Source organism: Photorhabdus temperata (assembly GCF_025384845.1).
Classification (GTDB): Bacteria; Pseudomonadota; Gammaproteobacteria; order Enterobacterales; family Enterobacteriaceae; genus Photorhabdus; species Photorhabdus temperata.
Window position 1 is genome coordinate 1 of the sequence record NZ_JAJAFX010000014.1, and the last position, 12,667, is coordinate 12,667.

Annotated in this window: 11 protein-coding genes; 5 read left to right on the forward strand and 6 right to left on the reverse strand. The window is 42.5% G+C overall.

Translation table 11 applies throughout. From position 1 onward, the window contains the following. Positions 1 to 91 precede the first annotated feature (91 nt). From LGZ99_RS07320 to zipA, 4 genes are all read right to left on the reverse strand, one after another. Positions 92 to 307, reverse strand: coding sequence for a DUF3820 family protein (locus LGZ99_RS07320; protein WP_021323870.1), 216 nt, complete (start codon positions 305 to 307; stop codon positions 92 to 94). A gap of 124 nt (positions 308 to 431) precedes the next feature. Then, the gene (locus LGZ99_RS07325; protein ID WP_023045725.1) at positions 432 to 1,616 is read right to left on the reverse strand and encodes a NupC/NupG family nucleoside CNT transporter; all 1,185 of its coding nucleotides are present in this window, start codon (positions 1,614 to 1,616) and stop codon (positions 432 to 434) included. A 241-nt stretch (positions 1,617 to 1,857) separates the two neighbouring features. Continuing rightward, complete coding sequence (ligA, locus tag LGZ99_RS07330) at positions 1,858 to 3,876, reverse strand: NAD-dependent DNA ligase LigA (protein ID WP_036838246.1); 2,019 nt, start codon at positions 3,874 to 3,876, stop codon at positions 1,858 to 1,860. 61 nt (positions 3,877 to 3,937) lie between these two features. Beyond that, complete coding sequence (zipA, locus tag LGZ99_RS07335; protein ID WP_036838244.1) at positions 3,938 to 4,870, reverse strand: cell division protein ZipA; 933 nt, start codon at positions 4,868 to 4,870, stop codon at positions 3,938 to 3,940. A gap of 219 nt (positions 4,871 to 5,089) precedes the next feature. Between zipA and cysZ the strand changes: the two genes are divergently transcribed. The 5 genes from cysZ (at position 5,090) to crr (ending at position 10,274) form a co-directional block, all read left to right on the forward strand. Next, a complete protein-coding gene (gene cysZ / locus LGZ99_RS07340) occupies positions 5,090 to 5,860 on the forward strand; it encodes a sulfate transporter CysZ (protein WP_036838242.1) in 771 nt (256 codons plus the stop codon). A 115-nt stretch (positions 5,861 to 5,975) separates the two neighbouring features. Further along, complete coding sequence (gene cysK / locus LGZ99_RS07345) at positions 5,976 to 6,929, forward strand: cysteine synthase A (RefSeq protein ID WP_021323874.1); 954 nt, start codon at positions 5,976 to 5,978, stop codon at positions 6,927 to 6,929. Between the two features lie 614 nt (positions 6,930 to 7,543). Then, complete coding sequence (gene ptsH, locus LGZ99_RS07350; protein ID WP_021323875.1) at positions 7,544 to 7,801, forward strand: phosphocarrier protein Hpr; 258 nt, start codon at positions 7,544 to 7,546, stop codon at positions 7,799 to 7,801. 187 nt (positions 7,802 to 7,988) lie between these two features. Then, on the forward strand, positions 7,989 to 9,716 hold the full coding sequence (gene ptsI / locus LGZ99_RS07355) for a phosphoenolpyruvate-protein phosphotransferase PtsI (RefSeq protein WP_023045721.1): 1,728 nt from the start codon (positions 7,989 to 7,991) through the stop codon (positions 9,714 to 9,716). 48 nt (positions 9,717 to 9,764) lie between these two features. After that, positions 9,765 to 10,274 (forward strand): PTS glucose transporter subunit IIA, encoded by a 510-nt coding sequence (gene crr, locus LGZ99_RS07360; protein ID WP_023045720.1) that lies wholly within the window; start codon positions 9,765 to 9,767, stop codon positions 10,272 to 10,274. Positions 10,275 to 10,549: 275 nt separating this feature from the next. Here the strand turns inward: crr and cysM are convergent, their stop codons facing one another. Together cysM and cysA are read right to left on the reverse strand one after the other, a co-directional pair. Further along, a complete protein-coding gene (cysM, locus tag LGZ99_RS07365) occupies positions 10,550 to 11,431 on the reverse strand; it encodes a cysteine synthase CysM (protein WP_036838240.1) in 882 nt (293 codons plus the stop codon). Between the two features lie 140 nt (positions 11,432 to 11,571). Beyond that, entirely contained in the window at positions 11,572 to 12,660 is a 1,089-nt protein-coding gene (gene cysA / locus LGZ99_RS07370; RefSeq protein WP_036838237.1) for a sulfate/thiosulfate ABC transporter ATP-binding protein CysA, read from the reverse strand. Between the last annotated feature and the right edge of the window lie 7 nt (positions 12,661 to 12,667).

Here is a 12,667-nt window from a genome sequence, read left to right on the forward strand (position 1 = left end):
TTATCAGGCCCTGAAAGCCACGCTTTCAGGGCCTTTTATCTATGCATCGAAACAACCACTGTTTTGTATAAAAAACAAACTCTTATCCCTGCTAATTCTTCTTCAATGGTTTCACCAATGAATCCAATCCTTCTATTTTTATTGCTAAAGTCATCTCCATCAACATGCCCAATTTACCTTGTGGAAATTCGCCTTTACGAGCGAACCACAATAAATACTCTTCTGGTAAGTCAATCAGCATACGCCCCTTGTATTTACCGAATGGCATAACAGTATTCGCAATTTCTATCAGGTTTTCTTTTTCCATAATTTGCATTTATATCGATTAAAAAAGATAACTCCAGTTTACGGGGTACAGGAAAGATATGCGAAAGGAAAGAAGAAAGCTGCATCATCCATGATGCAATATTCCACTACAACACTTTATCTTTCTACAGCACTAAACCTGCAATAGCCGCAGACAAGAAGCTGACAAGGGTTGAACCAAACAGTAGTTTCAAACCAAAACGGGAAACGACGTTACCCTGGTTTTCATTCAAACCCTTAATCGCTCCGGCAACAATCCCAATTGAAGAGAAATTAGCAAAAGAAACCAAGAATACCGACAAAATACCCTGTGAACGCGGAGTAAGTTCTGTCGCAATTGATTGCAAACTATGCATCGCAACAAATTCGTTAGAAACCAATTTGGTTGCCATGATACTACCAACCCGCAACGCTTCATCAGCAGGAATTCCAATTATCCAAGCAAATGGATAGAACACATAGCCCAGCATTTCCTGGAAGCTCATATCAAAAATCATGCTAAACAGCGCGTTAATAGCCGCAATCAGGGCAATGAAACCAATCAACATGGCAGCAACAATCAGTGCGACTTTAAAACCAGCCAGAATATATTCACCCAACATTTCGAAGAAACTTTGGCCTTCGTGAAGATTGCTCATCTGAATATCTTCTTCGCTGTCAACAGAATACGGATTAATCAGTGACAGGATGATAAAAGTACTGAACATATTGAGCACTAATGCCGCCACAACATATTTAGGCGCCAAAATGGTCATGTAAGCACCGACGATTGACATGGAAACTGTTGACATTGCAGTTGCGGCCATCGTGTACATTCGGCGCTCAGACATTTTTCCCAGCACATCTTTATAAGCGATAAAGTTTTCAGACTGACCCAGTATCAGAGAACTTACTGCATTGAATGATTCCAGTTTCCCCATGCCGTTGACCTTAGACAACAGAGTACCAATAACCCGGATGACGATTGGCAATACTTTGATATGCTGCAAAATACCAATCAGTGCGGAAATAAAGATAATCGGACACAATACATTCAGAAAAAAGAATGCCAATTTTGCTCCCATCATGCCGCCAAAAATGAATTCCGTCCCTTCACCCGCAAATTTCAGTAAATGCCCAAACAAGCCAGCAAATCCCATGACAAATTCCTGACCAACACCTGAATTCAGGAAGAACCACGCCAGGACAAGTTCAATAACAAGCAACTGAATAATATAACGAGGACGAATACCTTTACGGTTACTGCTCGCCAGAATAGCAAGGCCGCCAATGACAATCAGAGCCAAAAGGAAATGCAGGATTTGAGACATATCACACTCCAAACACAACAGAAAGCTAGTTTATAAAATGCATTCTATGTAATAAAAGGCGATTAAATGGGATATACATCACATTAGATTGAAATAATTCTTACTCTAAATTTTTATTTAGTGAGATTAATCACATTTTCAGCTAAATTGCATAAGGTCAGATTCGAAAACACATTATCAAATATCACTGATTATTGAGAATAACCTCTCAATAATCAGTAAACAGAATACAAACAAAAAGTTATTCACCCAATAAACGGATCATTTCTTCTTCATCAATAACTGGAATATTTAACTCATTAGCTTTAGCCAATTTCGAACCAGCTGCTTCACCAGCAATCACCAAATCTGTTTTCTTAGAAACGCTGCCAGTCACTTTTGCCCCAAGCGCAACAAGTTTATCTTTGGCTTCATCTCTGGATAACTGATGCAATGAGCCAGTAAGCACAATTGTTTTACCTGCGAATGGGCTGTCAATCTTCTCAGCCTTTGTGACGACAACTTGTTCCCAGTTGATACCGGTATTATCAATCAGGTCATCGATAACTTTTTGATTATGAGGTTCATTGAAGAAGTTAACCAAGTGTTTTGCCACTACTTCACCAACATCCTGGACCTCTTTCAGAGCTTCTTCATCAGCGGCACGTAATTTATCCAAGCAGCCAAAGTGAGCGGCCAGATTAGCAGCGGTCGTTTCCCCAACTTCACGGATCCCCAACGCATAAAGGAAACGAGCAAACGTAGTTTTTTTCGCTTTTTCCAACGCATCTACCACATTTTGTGCGGATTTCGGCCCCATACGATCAAGCCCGGTCAATTTACCCGCAGTAAGCCTGAAAAGATCCGCCGGGGTTTCGACATATTCTTTATCCACCAGTTGATCGATAATCTTTTCTCCCATACCGTCAACATCCATCGCTCGCCGGGAAACAAAGTGTCTCAGTGCTTCTTTACGCTGAGCTCCACAGACTAAACCACCAGTACAGCGCGCAACAGCCTCCCCTTCAATCCGCTCAACATCCGCCCCACATACCGGACAATATTCAGGAAAAACAACTTCATCACTGTCCTGTGGCCTTCTGTCCTCCACAACACCCACGACCTTTGGGATAACATCACCAGCACGACGGATAACAACAGTATCGCCAATACGCAAACCCAAACGTTCAATCTCATCCGCATTGTGCAATGTCGCATTACTAACAGTTACACCAGAGACCTGCACCGGCTCCAGACGCGCTACCGGTGTGATAGCACCAGTACGACCGACCTGAAATTCAACATCGCGGACAATCGTCATCTGCTCCTGAGCAGGAAATTTGAATGCTGTTGCCCAGCGTGGCGCACGGGCGACAAAGCCTAACGTTCTCTGTAGTTCCAGCGAATTTACTTTGATAACAACACCATCAATATCAAACCCCAATGTTGAACGCTGGTTTTCAATATCGTGGTAAAAATCAATAACCTGTTGACTATCAGTACAAACCTTAATTTTATCGCTGACCGGCAATCCCCATTTCTTAAACTGTATCAATCGCTCGTAGTGACTGGCCGGCAATTCCCCTCCTTCCAATACACCAACACCATAACAGAAGAAAGCCAATGGCCGCTTAGCGGTAATACGGGGATCGAGCTGACGCAGAGAGCCAGCCGCTGCATTACGTGGATTAGCAAATACTTTTGCGCCGGTGCGGCGCGCTTCCTCATTCAGCTTCTCAAACCCTTTTTGGGGTATAAAAACTTCACCACGAATTTCAACACGAGTTGGAATATTCTCTCCGGTCAGGCGCAGTGGAATTGCGTAGATAGTCCGTACATTTGATGTAATGTTTTCCCCTGTTGTACCATCACCACGGGTCGCCGCCTGTACCAGTTCACCATTTTCATACAACAGACTAACAGCCAGACCATCCAGTTTCAGCTCACAGCACACCACTAAATCCTGATCATCTTTCAGGCGGTCACGCACTCGCTTATCAAACGCCAAATAACTCTCTTCATCGAATACGTTATCCAGTGATAGCATGGGAATTTTATGGCGGACTTGTTCAAAAGCAGCCAGAGGGGCAGCACCAACCCGCTGTGTCGGTGAATCAGAGGTAATCAGCTCCGGGTTCTGTTCCTCAAGAGCCTTTAATTCCTGCATTAACCGATCATATTCTGCATCAGGGATCTCTGGTGCATTCATGACGTGATACAGATATTCATGATGACGCAGTGTTATTCTGAGATTTTCTATTTGTTGAGCAGTTGATTTCATGACTTATAACCAGCGATAAAAAGCCCCCGACTGGCGGAGGCTTGAACATTCGATAAATTGATTATACCTGAACATCAAGTGTGCTGCGAATGCGTGCTTTATACAATTCGATTTTTTGTGGCGTCAGCATTTTACGCTCATCATCAAGCACCACTCCCCCAACATCAGAAGCAATGCGTTGAGCTGCTTGCAACATCAGCTTAAAATTCTGATTAGCTTCTCCGTAAGAAGGTACCATCATAAACATGGAAACCCCTGGAGTGGTAAAATCAGCCATTGTTTCAGGATTAAATGAACCCGGCTTCACCATATTAGCAAGGCTGAATAACACCGGGCCGCTACCCGATGGATTCAGATGGCGGTGGAAAATGTGCATTTCTCCAAATTGGAAGCCAGATTGCAGGATACTTTGCAGCAAGAGCTCACCATTCAGTGCCTGACCGAGGTGTGCTGCCACATGAAGAACCAAAACGATTTCTTTTGCTGCTTTAGCCTGCACTTCCTTTTCACCATCCCCCTCTTTTGCCATATTCTGAGACTTTTCTTCCGTCTGAGGCCTATTTTTCTCCGGCTCATCCTGTCCTTCGGATTCAAACAGGCCAAGCTGGGGTTCCTGCTCTTCTATTTCTGTTACTGCTTTTCTGGTTGTAGTCTCAGACTGATGACTAGCCAGCAACGGATCATTGCTTTCTTCAGACGTAGCAACATCCATTTCAGTTAACTTTGGCTGACGGCGCTCAATAACCGGTTCAGCTTTATATTCCTGATGAGGTTTTACCTGCTTATGGGCGTAAGGCTTTTGTTGATTGTCAAACACTTCATCATCACTGTCATCGACGGAACTTTCCTGACGATCATGTTTATGACGTTTAACTGGGCGATCACGAAAAAGCGAAGAACGCTCTTTACGGCTGGTCCACAACCCATGTAACAGCAAAGCTATTATTGCTATCGCACCAACAATGATTAATATCAGACGCAAATCCTGCATCATTGCTATCTCTGTTGTTTAATTAATATGCCACCACGGCGGAACATTTTCTGTATTAACTGTATTTGTCAAATAACACAAGTGCAAGCTTATACACACTTTTCTTATCATAAATATGCCTGATAAGCATTTTTTGCTTTTTTTTTATACAGAACAATACTAGTCAGTCGAGAATCCTGCCTATATGATAGCGTCTCAATCATACAGGAGAGAATAGGAAGTATGCTTAATTTGACAAAATCACCAAAAAATTTGAGCGGCTTTCAGTATTTGGTGCAAGGTTGCAGATTAATTACTCGCCCAGGTATTAAAAGATTTGTTCTATTGCCTTTATTGGCAAATATTTTGTTACTTGGTGGTTCATTTTGGTGGCTCTACCAGCAACTGGAAAACTGGATCCCCTCGATACTGAACAAAGTACCGGATTGGATGCAATGGCTTAGTTACATTCTATGGCCACTCGCGGTGATTTCTGTTTTGCTGATTTTTACTTATTTATTCAGCACGATAGCGAACTTTATAGCAGCTCCGTTTAATGGATTACTGGCGGAAAAATTGGAAGCTGATTTAACAGGCACTTCTGCGCCGGATACCGGCGTTATGGAACTGGTAAAAGATATTCCACGCATCCTGAAACGAGAATTGGTAAAACTGCTCTACTATATTCCACGCGCCTTGGTTTTGCTGCTTCTCTATTTTATTCCTGTTATCGGGCAAACTGTCGCACCTGTGCTCTGGTTTATTTTCAGTGCCTGGATGTTGTCGATTCAATATTGTGATTATCCATTTGATAACCACAAAGTCAGTTTTCCAACAATGCGTAGCGCCCTTCGTCAAAACAAAATGAATAACCTGCAATTTGGTGCGCTGGTGAGCATTTTGACAATGATACCTATTGTCAATTTGGTGATTATGCCTATCGCAGTATGCGCTGCTACTGCAATGTGGGTAGATCGCTATCGGGATCAACACGGCCTCCATATTATGAAATAAATTTATTGAAATGTTATTCTTTAAGACGATAAGAATATATTCAAACTATATTTCCATAACCTGATTGTTGGCGTATCGTTTATCGGATATCACTAAAGGGAGTTGAAAGACGAGTATGAGTAAAATTTACGAAGACAATTCTTTAACAATTGGTCGTACCCCGTTAATTCGCTTAAAACACTTTGGCAATGGACGTATTCTAGCAAAAGTAGAGTCTCGTAACCCAAGCTTTAGTGTAAAATGCCGCATTGGCTCTAACATGATTTGGGATGCTGAAAAACGCGGTATCCTACAGCCAGGAAAAGAGTTGGTAGAGCCAACCAGTGGTAATACCGGGATTGCGCTTGCTTACGTTGCAGCATCCCGTGGCTATAAATTAACGCTGACTATGCCAGAAACGATGAGTATTGAGCGTCGCAAGCTACTGAAAGCACTGGGGGCAAACCTCGTGCTAACTGAAGGCGCTAAAGGTATGAAAGGAGCCATTGAGAAAGCCAATGAAATTCAGGCCAGTGACCCCGATCGTTATATTATCTTGCAACAGTTCAGCAATCCAGCAAACCCGGAAATCCACGAAAAAACCACTGGTCCGGAAATCTGGGAAGATACCGATGGTGAAGTAGACGCATTTGTTACCGGCGTAGGTACTGGCGGCACACTGACAGGCGTTGCCCGTTACCTGAAAAATACCAAAGGTAAAAACATCACTGTGGTTGCAGTAGAACCCGAAGACTCACCGGTAATCAGCCAAACTCTGGCCGGTGAAGAAGTGAAACCCGGCCCACATAAGATTCAAGGCATTGGTGCTGGTTTTATTCCAGATAACCTTGATCTGAAACTGGTTGACCGCGTATTCAAAATCAGTAATGACGAGGCAATTAAAACCGCTCGTGAAATCATGATGAAAGAAGGCATTTTAGCGGGTATCTCCTCCGGTGCTACCGTTGCAGCCGCAGTGAAACTTTCTCAGGAACCGGAGTATAAAGATAAAAATATCGTTGTCATTCTGGCTTCATCAGGTGAACGCTATCTGAGCAGTGTATTGTTTACTGACTTATCTGATGAATAAAAGTATTTAAGTAACTTACTTAGTTTTATTGATAAAAAAGCACCTAAATGGTGCTTTTTCTGTGTAGTAGATCAAACTTTTACACTTTACCAGATGATTTCTTACAATGGGTTTAGTATTTAACCAATAATAATTATTTCGATGCTCGAAATTAATTAACAGAAGTAGTAGTTTCAGTTAAGTAGTCCTGTAATCTACCTTTACTTCAAACTATCAATCAGAAGCATTGGAAAGAATAATTTTTTTGATAATCGATAAAATATTTTATTACATTATCAATCTCATAGCCTATCCTAGTAGGCGCAATTGATACGGGCCGTTCTTGTGAATGACGTTCTTGTGAAAGAATAGTGAACACGGACAGCACGTATAGCCCGGAGCGTACGCATAGTAACGTATAGTACGTAAGGAGTGATTCGTTTCTCTCCCCCTTCGGGCAAAACTAAAGGGCGCTCAAAAGCCATTTATCGCTTTTGTCGAAATATTGCCGGGCTCGCACTTTAGGCATAAAATCGCCCTACTGGGATAGGCAGTTAATGAATACTCAAGTTAAGATTTGTTTATTACAATTTTTTAACTTACATAGCAAAAATCTAAGTTATTGAGGAAACGTCATGTTCCAGCAAGAAGTCACTATTACTGCGCCAAATGGCCTACACACCCGTCCCGCTGCACAGTTTGTTAAAGAAGCAAAAAGTTTCTCTTCCGACATTACACTGACTTCCGGTGGCAAAACGGCCAGTGCGAAAAGCTTGTTTAAGCTACAAACTTTAGGACTAACTCAAGGCACTGTTGTGACCATCTCCGCTGAAGGCGAAGATGAGCAAAAAGCGATTGAGCATCTGGTTAAATTGATGGCAGAACTGGAATAACCTTCCGTTGACCACAACGCCAGTCAAGATTCAGAGATTGTGAATAATAAACTGATATTCACTTAGCCGTTCCTCATCCCTGGATAAAGTCTTATCCGGGGATGTCAGTTTAAATGCATTTCCTAAAACAGCAAACCATCTGTAGGCTGGCTCTTTAAAAAATACTTATTAGTAGTTAGGTAACATCATGATTTCAGGCATATTAGTATCACCAGGCATCGCTTTCGGTAAGGCATTATTACTGAAAGAAGACCCAATTATTATCAATCAAAAAAAAATCAGTCAAGAACAAGTCGAACAGGAAATTTCCCATTTCAAGCAAGGTCGTGAAAAAGCCTCATCTCAGTTAGAAATAATCAAAAATATAGCGGCAAAAAACCTCGGAGAAGAAAAAGCTGAAATCTTCGAAGGGCATATCATGCTGTTGGAAGATGAAGAACTTGAGCAAGAAATTATTTCGTTAATTAAAAACGATTTCAAAGCTGCGGATGCCGCAGTTTATTCCGTGATTGAGACTCAGGCCCAAGCCCTCGAAGAATTGGATGATGAATACCTGAAAGAGCGTGCCACAGACGTGCGTGATATTGGTAAACGCTTGCTGAAAAACATTCTGGGTATATCCATTGTCGATCTGGGCTCAATTTCAGAAGAAGTTATTCTGATCGCCAACGATTTGACCCCATCTGAAACTGCGCAACTCAATCTGGAAAAAGTTCTTGGTTTCATTACTGATTTAGGTGGCCGTACTTCCCATACCTCAATCATGGCCCGTTCTCTTGAACTTCCAGCGATCGTCGGTACCACCAATTCGACAGCAGCAATCCAAAACGGTGATTACCTGATCCTGGACGCGGTAAATAACCATATTTATATCAATCCATCTGATACAAAAATTGAACAACTAAAAAAAACCAAAAACGAATATCTGGCAGAAAAAGCTGAACTTGCGAAACTAAAAGATCTGCCTGCAATGACTCTTGATGGTCACCAGGTTGAAGTCTGTGCCAACATCGGTACCGTCCGTGATGTTACTGGTGCTGAACGCAATGGTGCCGAGGGTGTCGGTTTATACCGTACAGAATTTCTATTTATGGATCGTGATACACTGCCAACAGAGGAAGAGCAATTCCAGGCTTATAAAGCCGTTGCCGAAGCAATTGGTAGCCAAGCGGTTATTATACGTACGATGGATATCGGCGGTGATAAAAATCTGCCTTATATGAATCTACCGAAAGAAGAGAATCCATTCCTTGGTTGGCGTGCAATTCGTATTTGCCTTGATCGAAAAGAGATCTTACATTCTCAGTTACGTGCTATTTTACGTGCATCTGCTTTCGGTAAATTACGTATTATGTTTCCAATGATTATTTCTGTAGAGGAAGTACTACAACTGAAAGCAGAACTTGAATTGCTGAAAGGCCAACTTCGTGAAGAAAGTAAAAAATTCGATGAAGCAATTGAAGTAGGTGTGATGGTAGAAACACCAGCTTCAGCAGTCATTGCTCGTCACCTGGCAAAAGAAGTTGATTTTTTCAGTATTGGGACAAACGATCTAACTCAGTATACTCTTGCTGTAGACCGTGGTAACGAATTGATTTCTCATCTTTATAACCCGATGCTACCAGCAGTGTTGAACCTGATTAAGCAAACCATTGACGCTTCACACGCTGAAGGTAAATGGACGGGGATGTGTGGCGAGCTTGCAGGTGATGAACGTGCTACACTGTTGCTATTAGGTATGGGGCTGGATGAGTTTAGTATGAGTGCGATTTCTATTCCCCGCATCAAGAAAATCATTCGTAATACGCGTTACGAAGATGCAAAAGCGCTGGCTGAGCAAGCCCTTTCTCAGTCTACCGCTCAGGGAGTGATGGAGTTGGTTGATACATTTATCAAAGAAAAAACACTTTGCTAACAATATCGGTTAAAACGCGGTCCAGTATAAACAATTAGGAGAAGATTCATGGGTCTGTTTGATAAACTGAAATCCCTGGTTTCAGATGATAAAAAAAACAGCGGCACTATTGAAATTATCGCACCCTTATCTGGTGAGATTGTCAATATTGAAGATGTTCCAGATGTTGTTTTCGCTGAAAAAATTGTTGGCGATGGTATCGCTATAAAACCTACCGGCAGTAAGATAGTTGCGCCAGTTGATGGGACGATCGGTAAAATATTTGAAACCAACCATGCGTTTTCTATCGAATCGGACAGCGGTATTGAACTATTTGTCCACTTTGGTATTGATACGGTTGAGCTTAAAGGAGAAGGCTTTAAGCGCATTGCTGAAGAAGGTCAGCGTGTACAGAAAGGTGATTTAGTTTTGGAGTTTGATCTTCAATTCCTTGAAGAAAGAGCGAAATCAATACTGACACCTGTTGTTATTTCCAACATGGATGAAATTAAAGAATTGTCCAAACTGAATGGCTCTGTCACTGTTGGTGAAACGCCCATTATGCGTATTAAAAAGTAGCAATATTTTAACTACCACAATACCCTTTTTGTATTAAAAAAACAGCCGACAACAACGGCTGTTTTTTTATTTTATTCCGGTATTCGATTTACATCACCTTTACATTCAGAAACCGGATAGTGTGAGCAGAACTTACCGCTACTTTGCTCTACCCACTCTAAATGACTGCTTTTGATATCTGCCAACACGACAGAGCCTAGGCTCTCTTAACCCCTTTTTTTTCAACCATTATTTTATAACTTCATTATGATACTGGCTGGCATTTGATAATCAGATTAATTAAATACTCCAGTAGAAAGATATCTGTCACCCCGATCACAGATAATTGCAACAATGACAGAACCCGGATTCTGTGCCGCAACTCTTAATGCACCGGCAACAGCGCCACCAGAACTAACTCCACAAAAAATTCCCTCTTTGTGAGCTAACAAACGCATAGTCTCTTCAGCTTCTTCCTGCTTGATATCCAACACTTGATCCACCAGCTCCTTGCGAAAAATGCCGGGCAGATAAGCCGGCGACCAACGGCGAATACCTGGAATATGGCTGTTCTCAGCTGGCTGTAAACCAATAACCTGAACACCGTTATCCTGGCTTTTTAAATAGCGGCTAACACCAGTAATTGTCCCCGTGGTTCCCATACTGGAAACAAAATGCGTAATGCGTCCTTGTGTTTGCTGCCAAATTTCCGGCCCGGTAGTAGTAAAGTGAGCTAAGGGGTTATCTGGGTTATTGAATTGATCAAGAACTTTACCTTCACCATTACGCTCCATTTGCAGAGCTAAATCACGTGCGCCTTCCATGCCCACATTTCTACTCACCAAAATAAGCTCCGCACCATAAGCACGCATAGAAGCCTGACGTTCAAGGCTCATATTATCAGGCATTAGTAATTTAAGGTGATAACCTTTTACTGCGGCAATCATTGCCAACGCAATACCTGTATTTCCGCTGGTGGCTTCAATCAATACGTCACCCGGAAAAATTTCACCCCGCAATTCAGCCTGCTGAATCATTGACAGCGCTGTCCTGTCTTTTATTGAACCTGCCGGATTATTACCTTCAAGTTTTACCCATATTTCCACACCCAGCTTATCGGTCATTCGTTGTAGTTTTACCAGCGGAGTGTTGCCTATAAAATGTTCCAAGCTTGCCACAGCTATTACCTATTTTTATTTAATAGAACAGCGAAATAACCATATTCAGAAACATATCGCAAGACTTTCAAATAAAAAATGCCCATCTCCAGACGGTAAGAAGATGAGCAAATGGTACCAACCAAAATTTTAAATCATTGTCAGGCGGTCTGAGCTAAACTAAAGGTTTGCAGTTGTTTATCACCCGCATATAAACGGGCTTCAGTACCACCAATAAAATAACGGCTGCCTCTTGTCGGTACTGACGTTTCATCAAACCAAACAATAGCAACCGGCTCCTGATGCCAGCCCAGAGGCTGGACGGAAAGCTGCCAGAAATGCCCACGAGGACTAACCTCAGTCACCTGTACAGGCAGTGGACTGGATGGTGTAGGTTGTGAATTAATCATGACTTCCCATGGTCGCAGGAATACATCAACATTCCCCTGATGGATTGGTGTCACCTTAAGAGGCAAATGTTGCCCGCCAATCAAAAGCTGAGATCCTTTAATCTCACCACGAAGATGGTTAACCTCACCAAGGAATTCCATCACAAAACGGCTGGCCGGATAACGCCATACCTCTTGTGGCGTGCCTACCTGTTCAATATTCCCCTGGCTCATAACAACAACCCGATCAGCCACTTCCATCGCTTCTTCCTGATCATGAGTCACAAAGACACTGGTAAATTTCAGTTCTTCATGAAGTCTGCGTAACCAGCGGCGTAGTTCCATCCTTACCTGAGCATCCAGTGCACCAAATGGCTCATCCAGTAACAGAATTTGTGGTTCAACAGCCAATGCCCTCGCCAGCGCTACCCGCTGTTTTTGTCCACCCGAAAGCTGTGACGGATAGCGTTCAGCAAGATGAGTCAATTGCACCATTTCCAGCAATTCCATAACCTTACGACGGATAGCCGCCGTATCAGGACGCTTACGTCGTGGCAACACGGTCAATCCGAAAGCAACGTTATCGAATACAGTCATATGCCGGAATAACGCATAATGCTGAAAGACAAATCCAACCTGACGATCTTTGGCATGCATACGACTCACATCCTGACCGTGGAAGCTCAGCTTCCCCGCAGTCTGTTGTTCCAGACCAGCAATAATCCTTAACAAGGTTGTTTTACCGGAGCCTGACGGGCCAAGCAGAGCGACCATTTCTCCAGAAAAAATATTCAGAGTGATATCGCTCAGAACCTGAGTCCGACCAAAATATTTACTGATATTATTAATTTCAATACTCATATTGTGC

Coding starts and splice junctions, on each gene's coding strand:
- ligA (WP_036838246.1), bottom strand. CDS start 3,876: ATGAAATCAACTGCTCAACAAATAGAAAATCTCAGAATAACACTGCGT.
- LGZ99_RS07325 (WP_023045725.1), bottom strand. CDS start 1,616: ATGTCTCAAATCCTGCATTTCCTTTTGGCTCTGATTGTCATTGGCGGC.
- ptsI (WP_023045721.1), top strand. CDS start 7,989: ATGATTTCAGGCATATTAGTATCACCAGGCATCGCTTTCGGTAAGGCA.
- cysZ (WP_036838242.1), top strand. CDS start 5,090: ATGCTTAATTTGACAAAATCACCAAAAAATTTGAGCGGCTTTCAGTAT.
- cysK (WP_021323874.1), top strand. CDS start 5,976: ATGAGTAAAATTTACGAAGACAATTCTTTAACAATTGGTCGTACCCCG.
- LGZ99_RS07320 (WP_021323870.1), bottom strand. CDS start 307: ATGGAAAAAGAAAACCTGATAGAAATTGCGAATACTGTTATGCCATTC.
- ptsH (WP_021323875.1), top strand. CDS start 7,544: ATGTTCCAGCAAGAAGTCACTATTACTGCGCCAAATGGCCTACACACC.
- crr (WP_023045720.1), top strand. CDS start 9,765: ATGGGTCTGTTTGATAAACTGAAATCCCTGGTTTCAGATGATAAAAAA.
- zipA (WP_036838244.1), bottom strand. CDS start 4,870: ATGATGCAGGATTTGCGTCTGATATTAATCATTGTTGGTGCGATAGCA.
- cysA (WP_036838237.1), bottom strand. CDS start 12,660: ATGAGTATTGAAATTAATAATATCAGTAAATATTTTGGTCGGACTCAG.